The 23,647-nt window shown below is 64.0% G+C and carries 20 protein-coding genes, 1 pseudogene and 1 riboswitch; of the genes and pseudogenes, 9 read left to right on the plus strand and 12 right to left on the minus strand.

The window, feature by feature from the left end; all coding sequences use genetic code 11:
• Nucleotides 1-641: pseudogene (locus MESS4_RS06095) on the plus strand (hypothetical protein); the annotation flags it as partial.
• Between the two features lie 32 nt (nt 642-673).
• Here MESS4_RS06095 and MESS4_RS06100 read toward each other — a convergent pair.
• From MESS4_RS06100 to MESS4_RS06115, 4 genes are all read right to left on the minus strand, one after another.
• Nucleotides 674-973 carry a CcdB family protein gene (locus MESS4_RS06100; RefSeq protein WP_006327770.1) on the minus strand — a complete coding sequence of 100 codons (300 nt, stop codon included), beginning with the start codon at nt 971-973 and terminating at the stop codon, nt 674-676.
• Nucleotides 973-1,215, minus strand: a complete 243-nt coding sequence (locus MESS4_RS06105; RefSeq protein WP_036240797.1) for a type II toxin-antitoxin system CcdA family antitoxin — start codon at nt 1,213-1,215, stop codon at nt 973-975. Before MESS4_RS06105 ends, MESS4_RS06100 begins: the two co-directional genes overlap by 1 nt.
• 63 nt (nt 1,216-1,278) lie before the next feature.
• Nucleotides 1,279-3,099, minus strand: coding sequence for an ABC-F family ATP-binding cassette domain-containing protein (locus MESS4_RS06110; protein WP_006327772.1), 1,821 nt, complete (start codon nt 3,097-3,099; stop codon nt 1,279-1,281).
• Between the two features lie 3 nt (nt 3,100-3,102).
• Nucleotides 3,103-3,747 (minus strand): thiamine diphosphokinase, encoded by a 645-nt coding sequence (locus MESS4_RS06115; protein ID WP_006327777.1) that lies wholly within the window; start codon nt 3,745-3,747, stop codon nt 3,103-3,105.
• Nucleotides 3,748-3,873: 126 nt separating this feature from the next.
• Nucleotides 3,874-3,988, plus strand: a riboswitch (TPP riboswitch).
• 43 nt (nt 3,989-4,031) lie between these two features.
• Between MESS4_RS06115 and thiB the strand changes: the two genes are divergently transcribed.
• From thiB to MESS4_RS06135, 4 genes are all read left to right on the plus strand, one after another.
• Nucleotides 4,032-5,030 carry a thiamine ABC transporter substrate binding subunit gene (gene thiB, locus MESS4_RS06120; protein ID WP_006327787.1) on the plus strand — a complete coding sequence of 333 codons (999 nt, stop codon included), beginning with the start codon at nt 4,032-4,034 and terminating at the stop codon, nt 5,028-5,030.
• Nucleotides 5,031-5,284: 254 nt separating this feature from the next.
• Nucleotides 5,285-6,904, plus strand: a complete 1,620-nt coding sequence (gene thiP / locus MESS4_RS06125; RefSeq protein ID WP_006327788.1) for a thiamine/thiamine pyrophosphate ABC transporter permease — start codon at nt 5,285-5,287, stop codon at nt 6,902-6,904.
• Nucleotides 6,901-7,686: a thiamine ABC transporter ATP-binding protein gene (thiQ, locus tag MESS4_RS06130; protein ID WP_006327789.1), complete on the plus strand. Its 786-nt coding sequence runs from the start codon at nt 6,901-6,903 to the stop codon at nt 7,684-7,686. Before thiP ends, thiQ begins: the two co-directional genes overlap by 4 nt.
• Before the next feature lie 257 nt (nt 7,687-7,943).
• Nucleotides 7,944-9,413: a M48 family metalloprotease gene (locus MESS4_RS06135; protein WP_006327790.1), complete on the plus strand. Its 1,470-nt coding sequence runs from the start codon at nt 7,944-7,946 to the stop codon at nt 9,411-9,413.
• Nucleotides 9,414-9,416: 3 nt separating this feature from the next.
• Here the strand turns inward: MESS4_RS06135 and MESS4_RS06140 are convergent, their stop codons facing one another.
• Nucleotides 9,417-10,280 (minus strand): RNA polymerase factor sigma-32, encoded by an 864-nt coding sequence (locus MESS4_RS06140; RefSeq protein WP_006327791.1) that lies wholly within the window; start codon nt 10,278-10,280, stop codon nt 9,417-9,419.
• Between the two features lie 322 nt (nt 10,281-10,602).
• Between MESS4_RS06140 and MESS4_RS06145 the strand changes: the two genes are divergently transcribed.
• From MESS4_RS06145 to MESS4_RS06155, 3 genes are all read left to right on the plus strand, one after another.
• A complete protein-coding gene (locus tag MESS4_RS06145) occupies nt 10,603-11,376 on the plus strand; it encodes an amino acid ABC transporter substrate-binding protein (RefSeq protein WP_006327794.1) in 774 nt (257 codons plus the stop codon).
• Between the two features lie 222 nt (nt 11,377-11,598).
• Nucleotides 11,599-12,279: an ABC transporter permease subunit gene (locus MESS4_RS06150; protein ID WP_006327795.1), complete on the plus strand. Its 681-nt coding sequence runs from the start codon at nt 11,599-11,601 to the stop codon at nt 12,277-12,279.
• A complete protein-coding gene (locus MESS4_RS06155; protein ID WP_006327796.1) occupies nt 12,276-13,067 on the plus strand; it encodes an amino acid ABC transporter ATP-binding protein in 792 nt (263 codons plus the stop codon). Before MESS4_RS06150 ends, MESS4_RS06155 begins: the two co-directional genes overlap by 4 nt.
• 117 nt (nt 13,068-13,184) lie before the next feature.
• Here the strand turns inward: MESS4_RS06155 and MESS4_RS06160 are convergent, their stop codons facing one another.
• From MESS4_RS06160 to MESS4_RS06185, 6 genes are all read right to left on the minus strand, one after another.
• On the minus strand, nt 13,185-13,766 hold the full coding sequence (locus tag MESS4_RS06160) for a CarD family transcriptional regulator (protein WP_006327799.1): 582 nt from the start codon (nt 13,764-13,766) through the stop codon (nt 13,185-13,187).
• Between the two features lie 405 nt (nt 13,767-14,171).
• Nucleotides 14,172-14,510 carry a ferredoxin FdxA gene (gene fdxA, locus MESS4_RS06165; protein ID WP_006327800.1) on the minus strand — a complete coding sequence of 113 codons (339 nt, stop codon included), beginning with the start codon at nt 14,508-14,510 and terminating at the stop codon, nt 14,172-14,174.
• A 251-nt stretch (nt 14,511-14,761) separates the two neighbouring features.
• Nucleotides 14,762-15,148: an RNA-binding S4 domain-containing protein gene (locus MESS4_RS06170; protein ID WP_006327802.1), complete on the minus strand. Its 387-nt coding sequence runs from the start codon at nt 15,146-15,148 to the stop codon at nt 14,762-14,764.
• Between the two features lie 14 nt (nt 15,149-15,162).
• Entirely contained in the window at nt 15,163-18,630 is a 3,468-nt protein-coding gene (locus MESS4_RS06175) for a helicase-related protein (protein WP_006327804.1), read from the minus strand.
• Between the two features lie 753 nt (nt 18,631-19,383).
• Nucleotides 19,384-20,106 carry an acetoacetyl-CoA reductase gene (gene phbB, locus MESS4_RS06180; RefSeq protein ID WP_006327806.1) on the minus strand — a complete coding sequence of 241 codons (723 nt, stop codon included), beginning with the start codon at nt 20,104-20,106 and terminating at the stop codon, nt 19,384-19,386.
• A 98-nt stretch (nt 20,107-20,204) separates the two neighbouring features.
• On the minus strand, nt 20,205-21,389 hold the full coding sequence (locus MESS4_RS06185; RefSeq protein WP_006327807.1) for an acetyl-CoA C-acetyltransferase: 1,185 nt from the start codon (nt 21,387-21,389) through the stop codon (nt 20,205-20,207).
• Between the two features lie 301 nt (nt 21,390-21,690).
• Here MESS4_RS06185 and phaR point away from each other — a divergent pair, with 301 nt between their 5' ends.
• Complete coding sequence (phaR, locus tag MESS4_RS06190) at nt 21,691-22,302, plus strand: polyhydroxyalkanoate synthesis repressor PhaR (RefSeq protein WP_006327808.1); 612 nt, start codon at nt 21,691-21,693, stop codon at nt 22,300-22,302.
• A gap of 199 nt (nt 22,303-22,501) precedes the next feature.
• Here the strand turns inward: phaR and MESS4_RS06195 are convergent, their stop codons facing one another.
• Nucleotides 22,502-23,647 carry a citrate synthase gene (locus MESS4_RS06195; RefSeq protein ID WP_006327809.1) on the minus strand — a complete coding sequence of 382 codons (1,146 nt, stop codon included), beginning with the start codon at nt 23,645-23,647 and terminating at the stop codon, nt 22,502-22,504.

Below are 23,647 nucleotides of genomic sequence, written 5' to 3' on the forward strand. Positions count from 1 at the left end.
CGGCCGATGCCGCAGCAGCACCGGCAGCTCCGGCCCCAGGTGCCGCACCGGCCGCGCCGACAGCGGCACCGGCGGAAACGGCAGTGCCGGTCGGCCAGAAGGCGATCTTCTACGAGGAGCGCACCAGCACCGCCCAGGGCTCGGCCGAGCCCGGCAGCATCGTCTGGTCGCTGGTGCAGGAATCGCCTGGAGGCAATCTGCCGCCCGAACCGGCGATCCGCGCCGAGGCGACCATTCCCGGCAAGAACGTTCAGTTGCGCATGACCATCCGCCGCAACACCGACCAGACGCTGCCGGCGAGCCACATCATCGAGATGATCTTCCTGACACCCGAGGGCTTCGATGGCGGCGGGGTCGACAACATCCTGCGCGTCGCCATGAAGAGTTCGGAACAGGATGCCGGCAGCCCGCTGATCGGCATCCCGGCCAAGATCGCCGACGGCTTCTTCCTGGTCGCGCTCAACGACACCAAGGCGGACGAAGACGCCAATCTGACCTTACTCAGAGGCCAGGACTGGATCGACGTGCCGGTCGTCTACAAGACGGGCCGGCGGGCGCTGCTCACCATGGAAAAGGGCATTCCCGGCGAGAAGGTGTTCGACGAGGCGCTGAAGGCCTGGCAAGCCAAGACGGCGGGCTGAGGCCGGTCCGCCTGCCCAAGCTCTCCAACGGTTTAGAAGCCTTGGAACAGCATGTCGAGCGCGGCCACGATGTCGTCGTGATGCCTCGTCAGATTCAGTCGGCTTTCGCCCAGTTCAGTCGCCGCAACCGTGGCGATCAAATGGGTGGCCATGATCAATTTCCGCCCATTGATCTCGAAAATGGGATGGAGCTTTCGCATTGGTGATGGCGCCGCCGCGACCGGCAGAAGTGGAACGACCACCCGCGTCTTGAAATGGTCAAGCATGTCGGATTGCACGTCGAGTAGATAGCTGCCTTCGACGCTGCTCGCGAAGACATCATAGCGCGCCATCAGAATTGCCGATGTTCTTTCAGCGGAACACCGTGTTTTTCGACGTATTCGTTCCACGCTTCCATCGTGGCGCGGTTTTCAAGTTTCCACAGCCGCGTTTTCTCAGCAGAAACCGCTTCCGCAATGCCGGCTTCCGCCGCACGCGAGACATTCACGTCGAGCCCCTTGGCTTCCTTCATGAGCTTCGAGTCGATCGACAGGTTCGCCGGCTGGCGAACCGCATTCGCAGCTATCTTGCGCATGATGACCTCCGCAGCATGCGCATAATGTATGCGCATTTTCGTGTTGGAGCAACGGCGAAGCGTCTACCCCTCTATCTCCTCGCGCAGCATCTCCAGCTCCAGCCATTCCTCTTCCAGCGCGGCCAGCGTGGCGCGCTCCTTGTCGAGCGCGGCGATGGTCTTCTGGAACGAGGCCGGATCGCGCTCGTAATAGGCGGGGTCGGCGATGTTGTTTTCCAGCCGCGAGATCGAGGCCGTCACCGCCTCGATCTTCCTGGGCAGGGATTCCAGCGCGAATTTCTGCTTGAACGACAGTTTCTTAGCCGGCCCCTTGGGCTGTGCCGCCTCAGCCTTGCCTGTCGCTGCCGCGTCGCCGTTTTCAGGCTTTGTCCGCGCCTTGCGGTCGTCGAGCCTGGTGCCGCCGCGTTGCGCCAGCATGTCCGAATAACCGCCGGCATACTCGATCCATCGGCCGTCGCCGTCGGGAGCGATCACGCTGGTCACGGTGCGGTCGAGGAAATCGCGGTCGTGGCTGACCAGGATCACCGTTCCGGCAAAACCGGCGACCAGTTCCTGCAGCAGCTCCAGCGTCTCCATGTCGAGATCGTTGGTCGGCTCGTCGAGCACCAGGAGGTTTGCCGGCCGGGCCAGCACGCGGGCGAGCAGGAGGCGCGCCCGCTCGCCGCCGGAAAGTTCGCGTACCGGCGTGCGCGCCTGTTCCGGCTTGAACAGGAAATCCTTCATGTAGGAGATGACGTGGCGCTGCTCGCCATTGATGACGAGGTTCTCGCCGCGCCCGTCGGTCAGATATTGCGCCAGCGTCTCTTGCGGGTCGACCGCCTCGCGCTTCTGGTCGAGCGTGGCGATCTCCAGATTGGTGCCGAGCCGCACCGTGCCGGCGTCCGGCTTCAATTCGCCGGTCAACATCTTCAAGAGCGTCGTCTTGCCGGCGCCGTTCGGCCCGACCAGCCCGATGCGGTCGCCGCGCTGGATGCGGGTCGAGAACCCCTTGACCACCGTGAGATCGCCAAAGCTCTTCTCGATGTTTTTCGCCTCGATGACCAGCTTGCCGGATTCTGCCGCGTCGCTGGCCACCATGGTCGCCGAGCCCTCGGCGCCGCGATGGCCGCGAAAGCGCTGGCGCATGGTCTGCAATTCGCCGAGCCGGCGCATGTTGCGCTTGCGCCGCGCCGTTACGCCGTAGCGCAGCCAGTGCTCCTCGCGCACGATCTGGCGGCCGAGCTTGTGCTGCTCGCGCTCTTCCTCCTCCAGAACCTGGTCGCGCCATTCCTCGAAATGGGCAAAGCCCTTGTCGAGCCTGCGCGTCTGGCCGCGGTCGAGCCAGACGGTGGCGCGTGACACGCGCTCGAGGAAGCGGCGATCGTGCGAGATGACGACCAGCGCCGAGGAGGTACGGCTAAGCTCCTCCTCCAGCCATTCGATGACCGAGAGGTCCAGATGGTTGGTCGGCTCATCGAGGAGAAGAATGTCGGGCTCCGGCGCCATGACGCGGGCTAGCGCCGCGCGCCGCGCTTCGCCGCCGGAAAGGTCGTTCGACCGCTCCTCACCGGAGAGGCCGAGATGCTCCATCAGATAGGTGGCGCGGTAGGGATCGTCGGCTGGCCCGAGCCCTGCCTCGACATAGGCGCGGACATTGGCGAAACCATCCATGTCGGGCATTTGCGGCAGATAGCGCACCGTGGCCGAAGGCTGGCGGAACACCTCGCCGTCCTGCGGCTCGATCAGCCCGGCGGCGATCTTCAGCAGCGTCGACTTGCCGGAGCCGTTGCGACCGACCAAAGCGATTTTGTCGCCCGCCGATGCCGTCAATTCCGCGCCGTCGAGCAGCGGCGTGCCGCCAAAGGTCAGCTTTATCCCGTCGAGATTGAGAAGCGGCGGCGCCATAAATCAACTTTCGGGAAGCGGGTAGGGATGGGCGAGCAGCAGCGCAAGGCCATGGTCCAGCGCGATCTCGAGCCGGCCCTTGACCTCGTTGGATATGGTGAGCGACGAGCCAAATGCGACCGCGACATGGTTCAGCGGCCATTTGGCGCCGGTCACGGTCAGGCCGGAAAGATCGGAGAAGCCGAGGATCGAAAACAGCGTGCCGTCGGCATAGTTGAAGCCGGCCTTGCCCGGCAGCAAGGGGACGCCTTCCTGGGCGCCGCTGGTCAACAGCACCTTTATCCCTTCCTCAGCCAGCCGGACGCCGAGCGCCAGGTGCAGGAACGCGTGGTCGGCGCGCTTGCCGCCGAAGGCGCCGGCAAGCACGAGGCTGGTCGCGCCGCGCTCGAGGGCGGCGGCGATGGCGAGTTCGCCGTCGGTCATGTCCTTTTCGGCCGGAAATACTTTTCGCGGCACGGAAGCCAGATCGTCCGGCAAATCGGCCGGCACGGAATCGAAATCGCCGACCCAGAGTTCCGGCGTCAGGCCCAGCATCCGGGCATGGCCGATGCCGGCGTCGGCGGCGATGACGCGGGAGCCTTCGACCTGGCGGTCGAGCAGCGGCGTGCGGATGAGATCGCCGCCAAGCAAGATGGTGAATGTGCTCATATCGCGTGGCCCTTACCAGCCCTGCCCCAGAAACGGAAGACGAAACGGAAGGCGAAACGCAAGGCCCTGCCTTGAGTGCCGGCAAACTTCCGCTTGCGCGGCACTTCGGCCGGGCCTATGTGTCGAAACGCTCTAACGGGGTGCCGGACGCGATCTTCGCGGACCGGCTGAGAGGCAAGCCTGCCAACCCGCTGAACCTGATCCGGTTTGTACCGGCGGAGGGATTAGACGTTTCGGACAGCCCGACGCCTCAATTCCTTTCAACGCGAACGAAGGAGGCGCCGATGCGCACGCTTTTATACTCCCTTATCTCGGCAATTGTGCTCGCTGGCTCCGTGCCGGCATCCGCGCAGGACAAACTCACCGTCTTTACCTATGAGAGCTTCACCGCAGACTGGGGTCCAGGCCCCGTGGTAAAGAAGGAATTCGAGGCCGAATGCGGCTGTATCCTCGATTTCGTCTCGGTCGCCGACGGTGTGGCGCTGCTCAACCGCGTCAGGCTGGAAGGGGCTGCGACCAAGGCCGATATCGTGCTCGGCCTCGACACCAATCTGACGGCGGAAGCCAAGGCCACCGGCCTGTTTTCGCCGCATGGCACCGTGCCGGACGTCAACGTGCCGGGCGGCTGGAGCGACGATATTTTCGTGCCGTTCGACTATGGCTATTTCGCTGTCGTCTACGACACCGAAAAGCTGAAGAGCCCACCAAAGAGCCTCAAGGAGCTGGTCGAGGGCGATGCCGCCGACAAGATCGTCATCCAGGATCCGCGCACCTCGACGCCAGGCCTCGGCCTGCTTCTGTGGGTGAAATCGGTCTATGGCGACAAGGCGCCGGAAGCCTGGGCGAAGCTCAGGGCCAAGGTTCTTACAGTGACGCCAGGCTGGAGCGAGGCCTATGGACTGTTCACCAAGGGCGAGGCGCCGATGGTGCTGTCCTACACCACTTCGCCGGCTTACCATATGATTGCCGAAAACACCGAACGTTACCAGGCGGCCTCCTTCGAGGAGGGCGAGTATCTGCAGATCGAGGTCGCCGGCATCACCACGACCGGCGCCAAGAACCCGCTGGCGCAAAAATTCCTGACCTTCATGACCGGGCCGAAATTCCAGGACGTCATCCCCGAGACCAACTGGATGTTCCCGGCCGGCAAGACCGACAAGCCGCTCAACCCGGCCTTCGATAAACTGGTCAAGCCGACCAAGACCTTGCTGTTCAGCCCCGACGAGGTCGCGGCCAATCGCAAGGCCTGGGTCGACGAATGGCTGGCGGTGATGAGCAAGTAATCGTGGTGAGCTGATCAAGATGGTCGCTCTACGGCGCCCCCCTCTGTCCTGCCGGACATCTCCCCCACGAGGGGGGAGATCGGCCGTCACGCCGGCTTTTGCCAATCTCCAACGTTGCTGGAATGAGCGGAGCGCTGAAATTGCCAATCTCCCCCCTCGTGGGGGAGATGTCCGGCAGGACAGAGGGGGGCGCGAAGGAACGCGACGTTCGCTAAGCTCCAGTCAATCGCTGGTCTTGAGACAGGTGGTGCAGAGTGCAGCCCGCAACCCGCTCTGACTCCCGCGTCACCGCCGGCGTCATCGCGCTGGCGGCGATAGCGTTGTTGATCGGCGGGGCGTTCGCCGGTCTTGGCGTGGAGGGGGCGCGCGACCTGTCCGGCGCGGCATCGGCCTTCGATCCTTATCTCCTGCGCGTTGTTCGCTTCACGCTGTGGCAGGCGGTTCTGTCGACGCTGCTTTCCGTCGTGCCGGCGCTTTTCGTCGCTCGCGCCCTTTCGCGGCATCCGCGCTTTTTCGGCCGCGGCTTCATCCTGCAGCTTTTTGCCGTGCCGCTGGCGCTGCCGGCCATCGTCGCGGCGCTCGGCATTCTGGCCCTCTACGGCCGCGCCGGCTATTTCTCCGGCATTCTCAGCCAGATCGGCGGCCAGAGCTGGCCCGGCATCTATGGCCTGTCCGGCATCCTCGTCGCCCATATCTTCTTCAATCTGCCGCTCAGCGTGCGGCTTTTCCTTGAAGCGCTGGGAACAGTGCCGGCCGACCAGTGGCGCCTGGCGAGCCAACTCGGCATGGGTGCGGCGCCGGCCTTCCGGCTGATCGAATGGCCGGTGCTGCGGGCAGCGCTTCCCGGCGTCGCCGGACTTGTCTTCATGCTCTGCATCACCTCTTTCACCATTGTGCTCACACTGGGCGGCGGCCCGGCTGCGACGACGCTGGAGGTCGCCATCTACCAGGCGCTGCGCTTCGATTTCGATCCGGCTCGCGCGGTGACGCTGACGCTGCTGCAGATTGCCCTGACGTTTGTGGTGGCGCTGGCATTGACGCGGCTCGGCGCCAACACCGTCGGCGACGCCAACTTGCCGGTGGCGCCACGCCGGCATCTTTCGGCAGGCACCGCCGAGACAGTGCTGAACGCCCTGGTGATCGTTGCCGCGCTGCTGTTCGTCGCCGGGCCGATGGCGGCCACGGTGTTTGCAGGCCTGGGCGCCGATCTCGGCCGGCTGGCCGGTGAGAGCGCGGTGCGGCAGGCGACGCTAACCAGCGCCGTGCTCGCCTTGCTGTCGGCGCTGCTTTCGGTGGTGCTGTCGCTGTCGCTCATCATGGCGCGGCGGGCACTGGCCTTGAATCGCGGCATTGGCGCCAGGACGCTGCTCGAACATGCCACCGATACCGGCGCCGGTTTTGTCCTCGTCGTGCCGCCCATCGTCATTGGCGCCGGCTGGTTCCTGCTCCTGCGCACGGTCACCGACGTCCTTGCCATCGCTCCGGTCATGGTCGTCGCCGTCAACGCGGTGATGGCAATGCCCTTTGCCGTCAGAGCCGTCCGCCCCGCCTATGATGCGGCGAGCGAACGCCATGAACGGCTCTGCGCACAACTCGGCATTTCCGGCTGGAACCGGCTCCAGCTGGTCGACTGGCCGTCGCTCAGGCGGCCGCTCGCCACGGCCTTCGCCTTTGCCATGGCACTGTCGCTCGGCGATCTCGGCGTCATTGCGCTGTTCGGCAGCGATTCGGTGCAGACATTGCCTTATCTCTTGCTGGCGCGCATGGGCAGCTATCGCACGGCTGATGCCGCCGGGCTGGCGTTGCTGCTCGGTTTCGTCTGTCTCGCGCTGGTCCTTGTCGCGGACTGGTTGGGGCGAGGGGAGAAATCATGACGTTCACCAACAAGAGCACCGGGATCGAAAAAGGCGCGGCGGTGCGGCTGGAACAAGTCTCGTTCAGCTATGGCGAAACGCCGTTTCTGTTCGATGTCGAGTTCGCTGCGTCGAAGATCACCGCCATCATGGGGCCGAGCGGCTCGGGAAAATCGACGCTGCTCAATCTGGTGGCCGGCTTCGAGACGCCGCGATCGGGCCGCGTGCTGATCGGCGGCGCCGATGTCGGTACCGAGCCGCCTTCGGCGCGGCCGGTGTCGATGGTGTTCCAGGAAAACAATCTCTTTGCCCATCTTGCCGTCAAACGCAATGTCGGGCTCGGCCGCTCGCCCTCGCTCAGGCTGACCAAAGCCGACCATGCCGCGGTCGCCGAGGCGCTCAAGCGCGTCGGCCTCGCCGGCAAGGAGCAACGCCTGCCGCGCGAATTGTCCGGCGGCGAGCGGCAGCGCGTGGCGCTCGCCCGTGTCCTGGTGCGCGACCGACCGGTGCTTCTGCTCGACGAACCGTTCGCCTCGCTTGGGCCGGCCTTGCGCGACGACATGCTCGATCTGCTAGCCGGCGTTCATGCGGAGCGAGGCATGACTGTGCTGTTCGTCACGCACCAGCCGGAAGATGCGCGCCGCATCGGCCAGAACATGGTGTTCCTGGACAATGGCACGGTTGCCGCGACGGGTGTCGCCGAAGATTTCTTTGGCCGCTCTGGACCGGAAGCCTTCCGGCGATATCTCGGTGCAGGTCCGTTTGGCGACGGATCACGAGATGTTGCCCGGAAGCGGACATAATTTATGGCCAAACCAGCTTCAGGCGATGCGGCGTTTGCTTGCCATGGTCTGAGTAGTGTGGCTAGGTCGGCCCATACCGGTCCGGCGCAGGCCGTGATTTGCGACTACGGCGCCACGCGTCCTGTTCGAGGCGCAAAGTGTGCGGTAGCAGTTTGATTTTTACGCATGGTCTTCTCGAAAATCGGCATCGATTTTCGAAGTCATGCGTTGGGACCCGAAAGGAAGCTGTTCTGCCAATCGGCGCCGACAGACTGAGGATGAATTCGCTGGCGCGCTTTCTCGCGCTGGCCGGCTTTGCCGTGGCGCTGGCAAGCTGCCAGATGTTCACGCCTCCCGACGTCCAGGAATCCGGCTTCCAGCCTTCCGACAGGCCGATCACGGTCGACAATGTCGCCGCCAACAGCAAGCTCGCCGAAATGGCGAAGGCGCAGCATCCGCGCATCCTTGCCACCTATGGCGGCGAATATTCCGACCCCAGGCTGGAGCGCATGGTCGCCAAGGTCGTCGGCCGCCTGACCGTGGTGTCGGCCAACCCGACCCAGACCTACCGGATCACCATCCTCAATTCACCCAATGTCAACGCCTTCGCATTGCCGGGCGGCTATCTCTACATCACGCGCGGCCTGCTGGCGCTGGCCAATGATTCGGCCGAACTTGCCGCGGTCATCGCGCATGAAATGGGCCACGTCACCGCGAACCACGGCCTGCAGCGCCAGCAATTGGAGGCTGAGGAAGGGTTGGCGACCAAGGTCGTCTCCGACGTGCTCGGCGACAGCCCGACCGCCAAGGCGGCGCTGATCCGCGGCAAGCTCAGGCTGGCGCAATTCTCGCGCAACCAGGAGCTCGAGGCCGACGCCATCGGCATCAAGTCGATCGGCGAGGCGGGCTTCGACCCCTATGCCGCCGGCCGCTTCCTGCAGTCGATGTCGGCCTACACTGATTTCCGCTCGATCAGCGGCGCCACCGATGCCAGCCTCGACTTCCTCGCCACGCATCCCAACACGCCGCAGCGCATCGATCTGGCGCAGCGCCATGCCCGCCAGTTCGGCGCGCCCGGCGTCGGCTCGCGCGACCGCGATTCCTTCCTCGCCGGCATAGACGGTCTGCTCTATGGCGACACGCCGGAAGAGGGCTATGTGCGCGGCGAAACCTTCCTGCACCCGGGGCTCGGCGTGTCGTTCTCGGTGCCGGACGGCTTCATCATCGACAATTCGGCGGCGGCGGTGACGGCGACCGGGCCGGGCGACATGGCGATCCGCTTCGACGGCGTCTCGATCGACAAGACCCGCCCGCTGACCGACTATATCCGCAGCGGCTGGGTGGCCGGTCTCGACGACGGCAGCGTGCGCCAGGAGACGATCAACGGCAATGAGGCGGCGACCGCCCATGCCGGCGCCGAGGGCTGGCAGTTCGACATCGCGGTGATCCGCGCCGGCGGCCAGGTCTACCGGCTGTTGACGGCCGCCCCTTCCGCCAGCACCTCGCTGGACGCCGTGGCGCGCTCGGTCAGCGGCTCCTTCCGCATCCTGAGCGCGGCCGAGAAGGCGGCGCTGAAGCCGCTGCATATCCGCGTCGTCACGGTCCAGCCAGGCCAGAACATGGGTTCGCTCGCAGCGCAGATGGTCGGCGTCGACCGCAAGCTCGATCTGTTCCGGGTGATCAATGCGCTGTCGCCAGGCGCCGCCGTTTCGGCCGGCGACAAGGTCAAGATCGTTACGGACAAATAGCGATCAGGCGGCTGTCGCCAGAAACTCGGGGTTTTGCTCCACCAGCGCTATCCTGAGCTTTTCCATGGCGCGTGCCTCGATCTGCCGGACGCGCTCCTTGGATATGCCGAGCGCCTCGCCGAGCGCTTCGAGCGTCGCACCCTCGTCGCTCAGCCGACGCTCCTCGATGATCCTGAGCTCGCGGGCATTGAGCGCACCGAGCGCCGTCTTTAGCCAAACAGAACGGCGTTCAACATCGATCGTGTCGCCAGCCACCTCATCCGGCAACGGATCGTCCGAGATCAGGAAGTCCATCCGCTCTGTTGCCCCGGCGTCGTCGGCGAGTGGTGCGTTGAGCGAAGAGTCCGGCGCCGAAAGGCGGGAATCCATCATCGCCACGTCGGCCTCGGAGACGCCGAGCGCCACCGAGACCTCGCGGTAGAGCGAGGCATTCGAGAGCGGCTCGGCGCCGTTCGCGAGGCGAGCGCGCAAGCGCCGCAAATTGAAGAACAGCGCCTTTTGCGCCGAGCTGGTGCCGCCCCGCACGATCGACCAGTTGCGCAGGATATAATCCTGCATCGAAGCGCGGATCCACCATGTCGCATAGGTCGAAAAGCGCACCTCGCGCTCAGGCTCGAAACGGGCCGCGGCTTCGAGCAGGCCGACATGGCCTTCCTGGATCAGGTCGCCGAGCGGCAGGCCGTAGTGGCGGAATTTCGAAGCCATGGAAATGACCAGTCGCATATGCGCCATGGTGATGCAGTGCAGCGCGTGCTGGTCGTTGTCTCGCTTCCAGCGCAAGGCAAGAAGGTGTTCTTCCTCGCGCTCGAGATATGGGGCCCGCATCGCCGCCCGGACCATGGTTCGTCCTGCCGTGTCTTCGATCATGCCGGCTCCTGTTCGGCTTGCGGACGGACTGGCGGCCGCGATCTTGCCGGGCGCGGTTGAAATGTCGAAGTTACGCCCTACAACAGACAAACTCGCCATGCCGGGGAATGTTCCGACGTGGCGCCATGCAGGTTGCGTTGAGGGAAGGGCATAGTGGCAATTTGCAAAGATGCTCGCGCGCCAGTCGCTGTGGCTTTTGAGAATGGGATTTCTAAAAAGAGCTATCTTTGAAATCCAATTCCTTATTTTGCTTGCCTGCATCTGCCATTTTCCAGCCCTCCACAAAGCGCCGGATGCCGGCCAAGGACGGGATCACAGAAAAATGAAATGGCTTACATCGCTCATCATCGCCGGAACGCTGCAGGTTCTGGCCGTCACATCAGGCCATGCCGGCGCCAATCTTGATCAGATCAAGCAGGCCGGAATCTTCAAGGTCGGCACGGAAGGCACCTACGCGCCCTTCACCTATCATGACGCTTCAGGGGCGCTGGTGGGCTTCGACGTCGAGATCGCCAAGGCAATCGCGGACAAGCTCGGCGTCAAGTCCGAATTCCTCGAAGGCAAATGGGACGGGCTGATCGCCGGCCTTGACGCCAGTCGCTACGATGCCGTCATCAATCAAGTCGGCATCACCGAGGCGCGCAAGGCCAAGTATGATTTTTCCGATCCCTACATCGCCTCCAAGGCCGTGCTGATCGTGCGCGGCGACAATACCGATATCAAGACCTTCGCCGACCTCAAGGGCAAGAAGTCGGCGCAGTCGCTGACCTCGAATTTCGGCAAGCTCGCCGAAACCAACGGCGCCGAGCTGGTCGGCACAGACGGCTTCGACCAGTCGATACAGCTGCTGCTTACCGGCCGCGCCGACGCCACCATCAATGACAGCCTGTCCTTCCTCGACTTCAAGAAGCAAAAACCCGACGCCAATGTGAAGATCGCCGCGCAAGAGGAAAACGCCGACTATTCCGGCGTCATCGTACGCAAGGGTGATCCGGAACTGGTCGCTGCCATCAACAAGGCGCTGGCCGACATCAAGGCCGACGGCACTTATCAGAAGATCGCCGACATCTATTTCGGCCAGGACGTTTCGAAGTAAACGCATTCACCGAGCGGGCCGGTCGCCAGTCGGCCCGGACTGTTGCGCGGCGAGCCGTCTTTGACGGCTCGCCGCTTTTCGCATGATATGCAGGGCGATCTCGCTAAAGCGCGTCGCATTGAACGGATTCATGCGACGCGCTTTAAGTTCTTGTTTTGATGCATGTCGTTATCGCAAAACCGCTGCGCACTTTTGCGCGACATGCACTAGGAGGGGCCTCTCGTGCCGCACTGGCTGCAATTGATGCTGGACTCGTTGCCGACGCTGTTGTGGGCGGCGCTGATCTTCACCGTGCCGCTGACGCTGCTGTCGTTTGCCTTCGGCCTGTTCGTCGGGCTGGTCGTGGCGCTGGTCCGTTTGTTCGGCCCGAAACCCCTGGTCGCCGTGGTCCGCTTCTATGTCTGGATTTCCCGCGGCACGCCGCTTCTGGTGCAGCTCTTCCTGATCTTCTACGGCCTGCCGTCGGTCGGCATCCTGCTCGACGCCTTTCCAGCGGCGCTGATCGGCTTCACGCTCAATATCGGCGCCTACACGTCGGAAATCATCCGCGCCGTCATCGGCTCGGTGCCGAAGGGGCAGTGGGAGGCGGCCTATTCGATCGGCATGACCTGGAGCCAGGCGATGCGGCGCACGATTCTCCCGCAAGCCGGCCGCGTCGCGGTGCCGCCGCTGTCCAACACCTTCATCTCGCTGGTCAAGGACACCTCGCTGGCCGCCGCCATTACCGTGCCGGAAATGTTCCAGGCCGCGCAACGCATCGTCGCCACCACTTATGAACCGCTGATCCTCTATGTCGAGGCGGCGATCCTCTACCTCGTTTTGAGTTCCGTGCTGTCGGCGTTGCAGACGCGGCTGGAGGTGCGCCTCAACCGCTATGGCGGTTTCCTGGAGGCGCGGTCATGATCGGCCTCACCGATATCGAGAAGCGCTTTGGCGACAATCTCGTGCTGAAGGGGGTGACCGTCACCATCGAGGAAGGCAGCGTCACCGCCCTTGTAGGCCCCTCGGGTGGCGGCAAAAGCACGCTTTTGCGCTGCATCAACCTGCTGGAGATCCCGACCTCCGGTACGGTGCGCATCGGCGACGAGACGCTGGAATTCCGCCCGGGGATCAAGGTCTCCACAAGGGATATCCAGCGCCTGCGGTTGCAGACCGGCATGGTGTTCCAGAATTTCCAGCTGTTTCCACATCGCACCGCGCTCGAGAATGTCATGGAGGGACTGGTCACCGTGCTCAAATGGCCGACGGAGAGGGCGCGCGAGCGGGCGCTTGCGCTGCTCGAAAAGGTCGGGATGGCGCACAAGGCCGATGCCTGGCCGGCAACGCTGTCGGGCGGCCAGCAGCAGCGCGTGGCGATTGCCCGGGCGCTGGCGCCGTCGCCGAAAGTGCTGCTCTGCGACGAGCCGACCTCGGCGCTCGATCCCGAACTGGCGCAGGAGGTGGTCGACGTGCTCGGCCAGCTCGCCAGCGAGGGCACGACCATGGTGATGGCGACGCATGATCTCAGGCTTGCCTCCAAGATCGCGCAGGAGGCGGTTTTTCTCGACGCCGGGGTCATCGTCGAAAAAGGTCCGGCCGCCGTGCTGTTCAGCAATCCGCAGCAGCAGCGCACCAGGCGGTTCATTGCGACTTTGAAGCAAGAGGCGGAGAAGGAAGGTGGGGGAGAAAGTTCGGGTGCGATTTCTCCGTAGGCTGGCGCCGCACCCCACCCCGCTGCTTCGCAGCGACCCTCCCCACAAGGGGGAGGGTAATCTCAACAAAAAACCCGGCGCTAGGCCGGGTTCTTCAGAATTCAAAAGCGAAAAAGCTCAGGCTGCTTCTTCCTGCTCGGCTTCCTCGTTGTCGGCCTTGGCGCCGCGCTTGGGGCCCTTGTTGAGGTTGACCTCGATGAGGCGCACCGCTTCGGTTTCCGACATGCGGTTGACGGCGGCAATCTCGCGCGCCATGCGGTCGAGCGCCGCCTCGTAGAGCTGGCGTTCGGAATAGGACTGCTCCGGCTGGTTGTCGGCGCGGTAGAGGTCGCGCACCACTTCCGAGATCGAGATCAGGTCGCCGGAATTGATCTTGGCATCATATTCCTGGGCGCGGCGCGACCACATGGTGCGCTTGACGCGGGCGCGGCCCTGCACGACCTTCAGCGCGCGCTCGACATAATCCTCTTCCGACAGCTTGCGCATGCCGATGGAAGTCGCCTTGGCGACCGGGACCTTCAGGCGCATCTTGTCTTTCTGGAAATCGATGACGAACAGCTCAAGCTTGTGGCCCGCAACTTCCTGCTCGTCGATCGAGACTATCTGGCCGACGCCATGCGCCGGATAGACAATGTACTCGCCGGTCTTGAAACCGTGACGTGCTGCGGTGGACTTCTTCTGCGGGGTGATCGTTGCCATTACGCCCTGAACTCCTTGTTGTGGTGCCGGCATGGCGGCGCCGGCTGAACTCGTGCGGTCGGGCTACCGACCGTTAGCCGCACAACAGATGAACCCATCCGGAAAAGCGGAGACCGGCAAACCGCATAATTGCGACTGCCTGCCCCAGATTGCTCTGGTCCGGATTGAGAAATTCACCTTTCAGTGATTTGGGGCGTTGGCGCCATAAATCGACGTTGTGTCACCGGCATGTTTCGCTCGTGTAGCACAAAAAGTCGGAAGAATCAAGGTTTTGCTGCACACGCGAAGGCCGAAGGCAACCGCTGCCTGTCAGGGCGGTTAATGTATCATGGCTGTTACGCAGCGTCATGCCGGTCAAATCGGCATTGCCATTACGGTGCCGCGCGCCCTTCTGGGCACGCAAAGCTAGTCACCTTCACCAGGCTCGGCGGAGAAATATTTCTCGAACTTTCCGGCCTCGCCATCGAAGGTCTTGGCGTCTGCCGGAGGCTCTTTCTTGGCCGTGATGTTGGGCCATTTTTCGGCGTATTCGGTATTGATCCGCAGCCATTTGTCGAGGCCCGGCTCGGTGTCCGGCTTGATCGCGTCCGCTGGGCATTCCGGTTCGCAGACACCGCAGTCGATGCATTCGTCGGGATGGATGACGAGCATGTTCTCGCCTTCGTAGAAACAGTCGACCGGACAGACCTCGATACAGTCCATGTATTTGCATTTAATGCAATTGTCGGTCACGACATAGGTCATCGGTCGGGCTCCGGGACGTCCCATTTTTGTTAGAGCGACGTGCGTCCAATTGGACGCACAAAGTACGCTCTAACACTTTGAATCTACGCGTCGTGCTTCCGAAAATCGATACCGATTTTCGGGCCGATGCGGTAGCTTTTTTGGTGAGGTAACGCCTTTGCCTGCCGCTGGCAAGGGCGGCCATCCCCACCGATATCGGCGTTTCCGGAATGGAATTCCAGACTGTTGCCCTGGTGGAGGTTGGCGATTGCCTAGTCCTCGCCCAGCAGGCGGTCTGTTTCCCTGCGTTGCTTCTTGGTCGGGCGGCCGCTGCCGGCCTCGCGTAGCGCGGGAATCGCGTCGGGAATGGCTTCGCTTTTCGGCGCGGGCGGCGGCGAGATGTCCTCATAGAGCGTGCGCGCTTCCTCGGCAGGGCCGCGCCGGGTCCCCGTGCCAAGCACCTTCCAGATGAAGATGCGCCGCTCGAGCGTGATGGTGAGAACGTCGCCGGGCCGGACCATATCGGAGGCCTGCGCTGCTTTGTCGCGATTGATGCGGACGCGCCCGGCCACCACCAGCTTGGCCGCCAGTGAACGCGATTTCACCGCGCGCGAAAAGAACAGCCATTTGTCGATGCGCTGGCGGCCTTCAGCAACCATCGGACCGGGCTGAGCTATTTCTTCAGCTGGTCGCGCAATGCGGCGAGCTTGGCGAAGGGCGAGTCCGGATCGAAGCGCACCGGGCGTTCCTCACGCGGCTTCGGCTGGAAGGCGGGCTTTCCACCCTGCGGGCCGCCCTTGCCGTCCTGCCTGCCGCCCTTCCAGTCGGGCCTGTTGTCGCGGCGATCGGGACGCGCGCCTTGCGGCTTGCCATCGCGGCGTTCCGCGCCCTCACCCTGCGGCTTGGGCTTGAACTTCGAGCGGTCGAAGCGTGGCTTGCCGGCGCCGTCGCGCTGGTCGCGGCGTCCCTGATGAGCCGGCCGGCCGGCCGGAGCGTCAGCCGGCTGGCCGGCATCTGCCGGTGCATCGACGCGGCCATCCTGCGCGGCCTGGCCGTTGCGCGACCGGTTGTCCCGATGATTATCACGGGGGCGGTTGTCATGGTGGCGGTGGCGTGGGCGCTGGTCGAAGCGACCCTGCCGCCATAACAGGATGGGTTTTGGTTCTTCGGCTTCCGGAGCGGGGGCTTCCGGTGCGGGCTCGCCGGCGGCGATCTCCGGCGCCGCGGCCTCTGCCGTTGCTTCCTCGCTTGCAGGCGAAGCCTCGGCGACGGGCTCTGTCGTTGCGGCTTCTGCCGGCGCCGGTTCGGAGAGGACTGCGGCCTCTGCCGCCGGCGCAGGCTCCGCAGGCATTTCGGTGGCAGTTTCGGCCACGGGCAGGTTTTCTACCGTGACTTCGGCCTGAGCTTCCGGGGCCTGAGCCTCCGGCTGGTCCTCCGCGACAGACTCCGCTGCCGCTTCGGCGGTGGCTTCCGCCGGAATTTCGGCCGCGGTCTCCGCAATGATGGCCGCATCCGACGCTGGTTCCGAACTCTCGGCCGGAGTCTCGATGGCTGCGTCGGCGGTCGCCGCTTCCGCAGCCCTGACCTGCTCGGCTTTCGCCGCCTCTTCCGCCGCCAGCCTGGCCGCGACGGCTTCACGCGCGGCGTTGTCCTGGGCTTCGAGCCGCGCCTTCACCTCGATCGCCGGCTTCGGCTCGGCGCGGTAGCCGAGGCCTTTCAGAATCTCTTCCATGTCATCGGCGGTGGCGCCAAGGATCGACATCATCGGCGGCGTCACCATGAAGGACTGACCGTCATAGGCGCCGTCGGGGCGCTGTCCCAGGCCCGGCTTCCAGTTGGTCGCCGGCCTGATCAGGTCGGCCAGCCGCTCAAGGATGTCGACGCGCACCGCGCGCCGGCCGAGATTGCGATAGCCGGCGAGCTTGTAGAAGGTCTTGTCGAAAGTGGGGTCGATGACCACCGAGGTGCGGCCCGAGGCCAGCGCATGAACCACGTCGCCGAAGCCCGGCTTGTCCTTGCCGTCGTTCTTCAGCGCCCACAACAGCGTCACCAGTCCGGCCGGCGCCGGCTTGATCAGGGCCGGCACGAAGACATGGTAGGCGCCGAAGCGCACGCCGAGCCGGCGCAGCGCCGCACGACCTTCCTGGTCCAGCGACTTCATCTCCTCGGCGATGTCGCGGCGATTGATAAGGCCAAAATGCTCGACGAGCTGGAAGGCGATGCCGCGGCCGATACCGGTGATCTGCTCGGCGTTCTTGAGGTCGACCAAGGGCTTCAGCAAGGACTCGACCTGGAAATTGACGAAGCGCTCCGCACGCGCCGCAACCTTGTCGCGGGCCGGACCGGTGAGCTGCTCGTCGGCCAGCAAAACAAGGCGCGGCTTCAGCGGCTCGTCACCCGCGACCAGCGTGCCAACCGGCGCACCGATCCAGCGCAGCGTGCCGTCGGAGCCGAGCGCGATATCGCCGTTGGCGCAGGCGCCGAAGCGTTCGGCCCGCGCCTCGAATTCGGCTGCAAGCGCCTTCTGCGCCGCCGTGCGCACCGCCTTGGCGTCCTCGCCGCCGGCGCTCTGGTCGGCGGTGAAGCGAAACCCCTGCAACTCGCCGACATGATGGCCTTCGACGAGGACGGTTCCGGTTGGGCTGATTTCGGCTTCAGGCATGGTATTTTCTCTAAGGCGCCGCATGAGGACGGAAGTCCTGCGGTCTACGAAGCGTTTCGTCAACCGCTCATGCAGCGCATCCGACAATCTGTCTTCGATTTCGCGCGTCTTTTCCTGCCAGTGTGCCTGATCGGCCAGCCAGCCGGGCCGGTTGGAAACGAAAGTCCAGGTGCGGATCTGGGCAATCCGGTGCGACAGCGTGTCGATGTCGCCCTCTGTCGTGTCGGCACGGCGCACCTGCTCGGCCATGTAATTTTCATCGACATGACCATGCCTGGCAAGGTCCATGTAGATCGAGGCGATCAAGTCCGCATGCTGGGCCGGGGCGATCTTCCTGTAGTCGGGAAGCGCGCAGGCTTCCCACAGCAGCGCCACGCGCCCGGGATCGGTGGCGAGCGCCCTTATTTCCTCGTCGCGGGAAAGATGCTCCAGCGCCTGCGCGTCCACCGCCGGCAATGCGCGCGTCAGGCCTTCGACCGGCGCGTTGGTCTCGATCGAGCGCTTCAGCGCATCGAGGCTGGCGAAATCGAAATGCGCGGTGCGCCACTGCAGCACTTTCACCGGGTCGAAATCATGGCCTTCGATCTTCTTGACCAGTTCCTCGTCCAGCGGATCGACCTGGCCGGTGACACCGAAGGTGCCGTCGCGCAGGTGCCGGCCGGCGCGGCCGGCAATCTGGCCGAGCTCGGCCGCCGTCAGATTGCGGTACTGGTAGCCGTCGAATTTACGGTTCTGGGCGAAGGCGACATGGTCGAGATCGAGGTTGAGCCCCATGCCAATGGCATCGGTGGCGACGAGGTAGTCGACATCACCCGCCTGGAACAGCGCCACCTGCGCGTTGCGGGTGCGGGGGCTGAGCGCGCCAAGCACGACGGCGGCCCCGCCCTGCTGGCGGCGGATCAGTTCGGCGATGGCGTAGACTTCGTCGGCGGAGAAGGCGACGATCGCCGTGCGCCTGGGTAAGCGGGTCAGTTTCTTCGAGCCGGCATAGGCCAGATGCGACAGCCGTGGCCGGGTCACCACAGACACGCCCTTCAACAGGCGCTGGAGGATGCTGTGCATTGTGGCAGCACCCAGCAGCAGCGTCTCCTGGCGGCCGCGCAGATGCAGGATGCGGTCGGTAAAGATGTGGCCGCGTTCGAGATCGCCGGCAAGCTGGACCTCGTCGATGGCGACGAAGGCGGCGTCGGTCTCGCGCGGCATGGCTTCCACCGTGCAGACCGAGTATTTCGCTCCGGCCGGCTGGATCTTTTCCTCGCCGGTGATGAGCGCCACCTTGTGGGCGCCGACCTTCTCGCAGACACGGCTGTAGACCTCGCGGGCAAGCAGCCTGAGCGGCAGGCCGATGACCCCGCTGTCATGCGCCACCATGCGTTCAATGGCGAGATGGGTCTTGCCGGTGTTGGTCGGACCGAGCACCGCGGTCACGTCGCGGCCCGACAGGATCAGCGGCTCAGTGTGTTTCGGCTGGATGTTCATCGGCTCGGAAATAACGCTTCTGCCGCTCGTTGCCGGGGAGCACGCCAATGGTGGCGCGTGTGACAGGGCACACATAGGGATTTCGCGCGCGAAGCGAAAGCGGAATGTTCCGCCGGCGGGCCGAAGCTGCCTGCCACGCGCTTTTAAGCACGTCGCGTTTGGGCGGATTCATGCGACGCGCTTTAAGTTCTCGTTTTACGCATGTCGTTATCGCAAAACCGCTGCGCACTTTTGCGCGAATTAACAGTTGGAACGAGTCTGGAACGAATCGGCGACGAATCACTGACTCACGCGGATTCAGGTTTTGTTCACGGCTACATCTGGGTTTTTCATCGATGAGTCTCACCACATGCTGAATCGGTGAATTGGCCCGATTCATGCTAGGAGAACGCTGTCGTTAATCTTTGCCGGGGAACGATCCTGGCGAACCGGTCACCTTGTCCAAGATTATGAAATTATTGATGTTTCCTAATGCGCCTTAACTTTTCCGGCGATGGTTTCGGGCCTTGTCGTTAACGTCCCGGTCAAAGCCGGAACGAAACGGCGACGAATCAGAGATAGCTCGATATTCCTGTTTTGTTCACCCCAACATGTTGTGTTGTGAACAGGTTTTCCACCGAGAATCCACAGGTTGTGGAAGAGGTTTTGCACACGCGGCGCAGCCGCCCTTAACCTTTGCGTGCCGGATTGGGTCAGGGCGTTGCGCATGGCGGCGAATGGACAAGACATTCCCGCTTGGTCGCTGTCGAAGGCTCAGGTGATGTACTGGCCGCCGTTGGCGGTAAGGGTCGAGCCGGTGATGAAGCCGGCGTCCTCGGAGGCGAGGAAGACGACGCAGCGCGCGATCTCTTCCGGCTCGCCGAGACGGCCCGCGGGGATTTGTGCGATGATCGATTCCCGCACCTTTTCAGGCACGGCCATGACCATGTCGGTGGCGATGTAGCCGGGGCAGATGACATTGACGGTGATGCCGGCCCGCGCCCCTTCCTGGGCGAGCGCCTTGGTGAAGCCGATGTCGCCTGCCTTGGATGCCGAATAGTTGACCTGGCCGGTCTGGCCCTTCTGGCCGTTGATCGAGGAGATGGTGATGACGCGGCCGAATTTGCGGTCGCGCATGCCGCCCCACAGCGGATGCGTCATGTTGAAGACACCCGACAGGTTGGTGTCGAGGACCTCCTTCCACTGCTCGCGCGTCATCTTGTGGAACATGGCGTCGCGGGTGATGCCGGCATTATTGACCAGCACGGAAACCGGACCGAGATCGGCCTCGACCCGCCCGATGCCGGCGGCGCAGGCATCGTAGTCGGCGACCGACCATTTATAAACGGGGATGCCGGTCTCGGCCTTGAATTTCTGCGCCGCTTCGTCATTGCCGGCGTAATTCGCGGCAACCGAATAGCCGGCATTCTTCAACGCGATCGATATGGCCGCGCCAATGCCGCGCGACCCGCCTGTGACGATTGCAACCTTGCTCACGCGTTTCCCCTTTTTTGATACCGCCCTTTTTCGGGCTTTTTATGCATTGAAGAAAGTGCGGGCGGCTCGCGCCGCCCCGGTCATCAATATCAATATCGTTAGAGTGTTTCCACGCACATGGCGACACCCATGCCGCCGCCGATGCACAGCGTGGCAAGGCCCTTCTTTGCACCGCGTCGCCGCATTTCGTAAACCAGCGTGTTGAAGACGCGGGCGCCGGATGCCCCGACCGGGTGGCCGATGGCGATGGCGCCGCCATTGACGTTGACGATCGAGGGATCCCAGCCCATGTCCTTGTTGACGGCGCAGGCCTGCGCGGCAAAGGCCTCGTTGGCCTCGACCAGATCGAGATCGCCGACCGACCAGCCGGCCTTGGCCAGCGCCTTGCGCGACGCGGGAATGGGGCCGGTGCCCATGATCTGCGGGTCGACGCCGGCAGTGGCCCAGGAAACGATGCGGACCAGCGGCGTGATGCCGCGTTTTGCGGCTTCCGCTTCGGTCATCAGCACGGCGGCGGCGGCGCCGTCGTTGATGCCGGAGGCATTGGCGGCGGTCACCGTGCCTTCCTTATCGAAGGCGGGCTTGAGCTTGGTGATGGCTTCGAGGGTCGCGCCGTGGCGGATGTATTCGTCCTGGTCGACGATCGTGTCGCCCTTCTTGCCCTTGATGGTGACGGAGACGATCTCGTCCTTGAACTTGCCGGCCTTTTGCGCGGCCTCTGCCTTGTTTTGCGAACCGACGGCGAACTTGTCCTGGTCGTCACGGGTCAGTTGCCACTGGCGGGCGACGTTCTCGGCCGTATTGCCCATGTGGTAGCCGTAGAAGGCATCGGTCAGGCCGTCCTTGATCATGGTGTCGATCAACTTGAAGTCGCCCATCTTGACGCCGCCACGCAGATGCTGCGCGTGCGGAGCCATCGACATCGATTCCTGGCCGCCGGCGACGATGATCTTCGCATCTCCCATAGCGATCTGCTGCATGCCGAGCGCGATGGCGCGCAGGCCCGAGCCGCAGAGCTGGTTGAGGCCCCAGGCGGTCGCCTCCTGCGGCACGCCGGCCGCCATCGCCGCCTGACGCGCCGGGTTCTGGCCTTGCGCCGCGGTCAGGATCTGGCCGAGGATCACCTCGTCGACCTCCTTGCCGTCGACACCGGCGCGGGCCAGCGCTTCCTTGACAGCGATGGCGCCCAGTTCATGGGCCGGCGTGTTGGCGAAAGCGCCGTTGAAGGAGCCGACCGGGGTGCGCGCCGCGCTGGCGACGACGATGGTGTTGGAAGCGGACATGTTCTTCTCCAGACTTCAGGGGATCGTGTTTTTGAGTGTCGTTAGGGACTTTTCTTGCCCGTTCCACAACTCAAGTCAAACCGGAAATGGGCATGCCGGCCACGCGCCGCAAGCAGCTTGCCTGTGCTCATGGGAAGCGTGCCGTCGTTGCTGCGCAGCATATTTAGCCCGCCATGCAGCATTAATTGATCCCGCACTGCACAAACCGCTTGGAATTGTGACGCTTTTGCGCATATCCTTGAAAAGGCGCAATCGTTATCGGCTGCTTACTCAAGGCGCCGGTGTCCGGGGAGGGATGCAGATGGCCGCGAAAGACGAACCAATCATCATCAAGAAATATGCCAACCGCCGCCTCTACAATACGGGCACCAGCACCTATGTGACGCTCGAGGATCTGGCCGACATGGTCAAGAAGGGCGAGGAGTTCACCGTCCAGGACGCCAAGACCGGCGACGACATAACGCATCCGGTGCTGACCCAGATCATCTTCGAACTGGAGAACAAGGATGGGCAGAACATGCTGCCGATCCCGTTCCTGCGGCAGCTGATCGCCTTCTACGGCGACCAGATGCAGATGATCGTGCCGAGTTTCCTCGAACAGTCGATGATCGCGTTTGCAAAGGAACAGGAACGGTTCCGCGAGCAGATGAAGGGCGCGCTCGGCAAGTCACCGCTGGACATGATGAAGATCGCCACGCCGATCAAGGCGCTGGAAGAGCAGACGCGCCGCAACATGGAGATGTTCCAGAACGCCATGCGCCTGTTCACGCCATTCCCGCCCGCTGGCTCGAATGGTCCTGCCGCGGCGCCGGCCGAACCGGCCAGGAAGGATGCTCCGGAAAAGCCCGACGACCTTCAGGAGCTGAAGGATCAGATCGCCGCCATGCAGCGCAAGCTCGACACGATGTCGTGATCCATCCTTCGTCATCCTCGGGCTTGACCCGAGGATCCATGCCGTGACCGTCGTCAACGAGCGCGGCGAGACAGAATTCTGCGCCGCCGCAACGCCTTGACGTCACGGCATGGATCCTGGGGTCTGCGCTGCGTCGCTTGGCTCCTTGCTTCGCCCCAGGATGACGACGTTAGAGACGTTTCCGCTAACCTCGAAAGACTCATTCCGGCCAAAGCGGCCCCTCGTAGCGGGCGCGTGGCCTGATCACGCTGTTGCTCACGACCTGCTCCACGGCATGCGCCGTCCAGCCGACGCTGCGGCCAAGTGCGAACAGGCGAAACGGTGCGTCGGGGGGCAGATGCAGGCTGCGCGTCAGCGCGGCGAGCGCGAAATCGACGTTGGGGCGCATTCCCGTTTCCGCAAAAACGGCATCGCGTAGCCGCACGAGTCCGCTGTCCATGTCGATGCCGGACAGCAGCGCCTGGGCGCGCGGGTCGCCGTCGGGATAGAGCGCATGGCCAAATCCGGGCAGCGGCCTGTCGTGGCCAAGCCAGCGCCCGATAGCCGCGTCCGGCCCGAGCCGCGTCGCATCGTCGACAAGCACCATCAGCGCTTCGGCAGCGCCGCCATGGCGCGGTCCGGAAAGGGCGGCAATGCCGGCAAGCAGGCAAGCGGCAACAGGCGCGCCGGTGGAAGCGGCGACGCGGGCGGCGAAGGTCGACGCGTTCAATTCGTGATCGGCCAGCAAGACCAGCGCCCGGCGGATCAAATCCGCGCCTGCGCCGTCGACGGACCAGCCCTGCGCCAGCCTTTGGTGCATGACGCCGCTGCCTGGCATCGCACCCAGCGCCAGGGCCAGGGCGCCTATGGCGCCGGCGCCATCTTCATGCAGTGAAGCCGAATTGCGTCCGAGCGAGGCCCTGCCTTCAGCGGCCAGCGCGGCCAGTCTCGCAAAAGCCGCCGCCCGGCCGGTTTCAATGCCGTCATCCGAGCCCGGCGAAGTGAGCGATACGGCAGCGCCGGAAGCCCAGAGCAGCCTTGCCGTTTCCTCCAGCGTGGCCGTGGCGGAAAGAACTGCCGCGTCCTCGCCCCGATAGATCAGGCGGCCATGCTCGACGGTCGAGATCGAAGTCGATATCGCCGGTTCGCCCCAGGCGATGGCGCTTTCGGCGATTGCCTGAGGGCTTCGTCCGCGCGCCCGGCGGGTCGCCAACGCCGCGATATCGTCGGCGCGATACTGGCTGCGGCGTGGGTCCAGCCGATCCGGCCTGACGCCGATGCGCCCGCGGCTGACATAGGCATAGAGCGTCTGCGCCCGCACTTTGAGCCTTTCCAGCGCCTCTTCCCGTGTCAGCCACTCAGACAT

The sequence above is a fragment of the Mesorhizobium sp. STM 4661 genome, assembly GCF_000359125.1.
Taxonomy (GTDB): Bacteria; Pseudomonadota; Alphaproteobacteria; order Rhizobiales; family Rhizobiaceae; genus Mesorhizobium.